The 2,995-nt window shown below is 64.5% G+C and carries 2 protein-coding genes and 1 pseudogene; all 3 read right to left on the reverse strand.

Annotated elements, in window-relative coordinates:
- The coding region (locus WAO18_RS00815; RefSeq protein ID WP_422203072.1) for an aldehyde dehydrogenase family protein at positions 1-994 on the reverse strand (994 nt) is incomplete at its 3' end.
- 15 nt (positions 995-1,009) lie between these two features.
- Positions 1,010-2,722: pseudogene (locus WAO18_RS00820) on the reverse strand (thiamine pyrophosphate-binding protein).
- Positions 2,723-2,766: 44 nt separating this feature from the next.
- Positions 2,767-2,995 (reverse strand): CoA transferase (locus tag WAO18_RS00825; RefSeq protein ID WP_422203074.1); only part of this gene is annotated, 229 nt, incomplete at its 5' end.

The raw sequence follows: 2,995 nt of genomic DNA on the forward strand, positions 1-2,995 counted from the left end.
TCAGACGCTGAACCTTGTCGAACTGAGTCCTCGAGGCCACCGGCCCGATCGCCGTTGGGTCATCGCTACCTACTTGGATTTGTTCAGCGGCCTCACGCGCGATGGTAATGGCCTCGCCCATACGCGAATTCGGCACCAACATGCGTGACGGCGCGTTACAACTCTGACCGGAGTTCGGCATCATGTTGGCCACTCCGGCGCTGACGCTCTTGGCAAAGCCGTCGTCGTCGAGGACGATATTAGGGCTTTTGCCGCCGAGTTCCTGGGTGACTCGCTTCACGGTTGGGGCGGCGTTCTTGGCCACCTCGACGCCGGCGCGCGTGGAACCGGTGAACGACACCATGTCGACGTCGGGATGGCTGGCCAGCGCGACGCCCACGCCCGCGCCGTCACCGTTGACCAGATTGAAGACGCCGGCCGGCACGCCTGCGGCATCCAGGATCTCGGCGAATATGTACGGCGAATACGGCGCTACCTCAGACGGTTTCAGGATGACCGTGCAGCCGGTCGCCAACGCCGGGTAGACCTTGACCGCGACCTGGTTGATCGGCCAGTTCCACGGCGTGATCAAACCGCACACGCCGATCGGCTCCTTGGCGATCATGGTCGCCCCTTTTTGTTCCTCGAACGAGAAGTTCTTCAGCGCGTCGATTGCCGTGTTCAGGTGACCGATCCCGAGGAAAACCTGCGGCCCCGCGGCCAACGACGGCGGCGCGCCGATTTCCTCGGTGACCGCCTCGGCGAGATCGCCAGCACGCTTTTGGTATTCGGTGAGGATGGCCTGCAACAGGTCCAAGCGCTGTTCGCGGGTGCTCTGCGACCAACTGGTGAAGGCTCGCCGGGCGGCAGTGACCGCCACGTCGACATCGGCAGCCGATCCCAGCGAGATCTTCCCGGACACCTGCTCGGTAGCCGGGTTCTCGACGTCGAAGGCATTGGGGCGCAGTGGGTCGACCCACTGTCCGTCTATGTAGAACTTCAGGTATTCGCGCATGGCTCCATCCTTCTCTTACTGGGTGCCTTCGGCGTACCAGGTCCGGAATCGGTCGTACTTCGGCATCTCCTCGGAGTTGGCCTTCGGGTCGATGCACACGTGCACTACACCGACTTTGCCACTGGCGTAGGCGCGAGCGATCGCCGGGGCGATCTCTTCTTCCTTCTCGACGTACTCACCGTGGCAACCGAAGCCCTCGGCAACCTTGTCCATCCGGACGTCCTTGCTCCAGTGCACACCGGGCTGCGGCGACGGCTGCTCGAAGGTGCGCTTGTACACGCCCACTTCCAGGCCCCACTGGTGGTCGACGCCCACAACGCACACCAGCGGAAGGTTCTGCCGCGCAGCGGTTTCCAACTCGGCAATATGGAAGAGGAACGCCGAATCGCTGGTCAGCAGCATCACCGGGCGCTTGCCTCCCTCGGCGACCGAGGCGCCGACAGCGTACGGCAGCCCCGTGCCCAGGTGACCGAAATTCTGGTTCCAGATGACGTCGCGCGGTTTGGACTGCGAGTAGGTCCACTGGAAGATCACGGTCGCGCCGCCGTCGCGCACCATGATGCCGTCCTCGAGTTCGTTGAATGCTTTGGTGGCCTCGACGACGTACCGCGCCGGGTGGATCGGCGAGCGTCCGGACGGTGCCGATTCCGCCATGTCCGCAAGCTCTTTCGCATCCTTCTCGATCAGGACCTGCAGTGCGGGCGCGGGTTTCCGCGGAGAATCCTTGAGCGCCTCGACCAGCTGCGGCACGACACCGCGCAAATCGCCAACCAGCGCTACGTCGACCGGACGGTTGACACCGATCGCGGTCGGATCCTGCTCCACGAACACCCATTTGCGGTTCGCATCGTTGCCGGCCCAATGCTGGGTCCGGCCGTAGTGCATCGGCTCGCCGAGTTCGGTACCCAGTGCGACGCACAGGTCAGATTCCTCGACTGCCTAGTTGGCGGCCGGGGAGAACAAGTAGGGGAACGTCCGCTCCTGCAGTCCTGGAATGAACGAGGTCCCGCCGGAGGTCTGAATGACTGGGCACGCCATGATCTCGGCCAGCTGCTTGACTTCCTGCTGGGTACGGGAGGTGTGCACACCGTGGCCCACCAGCAGGATCGGGCTCTTGGCCGCGCGGATCAGCTTCACGGCCTCAGCCAGCTCGCGGGTACCGGCGCCCTGGCTGACCAGCCGGTAGCTCGACGGCCTCGGCGCCTCGGCGACATCGAGCTCCTCGAGGATCACGTGCGACGGGAACTCTACATAGGACGGCCCCGGAGTACCGGACATCGCCCTGCGGATGGCCTCATGGATGATCTCATCGGTCTGGTCGGCGTACTCGATCGAACTGCTGTACTTCACCGACGCGGCGAAAAGCGGTTCCTGCTGGACGAATTGGATGCGGCCGCGTCGCACCCGGCGCTCGGTGACGCGGGCCCGCTGCCCGCCGAGGAAGATCACCGGCGAGTTCTCGACGAGCGCACACTGAATCGCCCCGGCGATATTGGCCATGCCCGGGCCGAGCGTGCCGATACACAAGCCGGGCTTGCCCGTCATGCGTGACGCCGCCTCGGCCATGAATCCCGCGCTGAGTTCGTGATGCGGCGCGACCACCGACCACCCGCGAGCGTCCGCCTCGGAAAACATGTGCACGAAGTTCGGGTCCGGGATACCGAACAGCGTATTGACGCCCTCCGCCTCGAACAAGTCGAGGATCCGCTTATAGACGGGCACAGCCATTGTCGGAAACTCCTTCATCAGCAATACATTTCGTTGAGTAAGCGCTATCCCGAACCCTCCACGGGGTCCATGTCGATGGCCAGGCCCAGCTCCTCGAGGACGCCGGCGGTGTCGGCGCCGAGCTCTGGTGCGGGCCCCGCGACGCGGCCCGGCGTCTGCGAGAACCAGGTAGGTACACCCGGGAAGCGCACCGGACCGTGCGGGGTGTCCACCGTTTCGAACATGCCGACGGCGTTCAAGTGTGGATCGTCGAACAGCGCCCCGGGTGTGTTC

This window comes from Mycobacterium sp. (assembly GCF_049278535.1).
Classification (GTDB): Bacteria; Actinomycetota; Actinomycetes; order Mycobacteriales; family Mycobacteriaceae; genus Mycobacterium.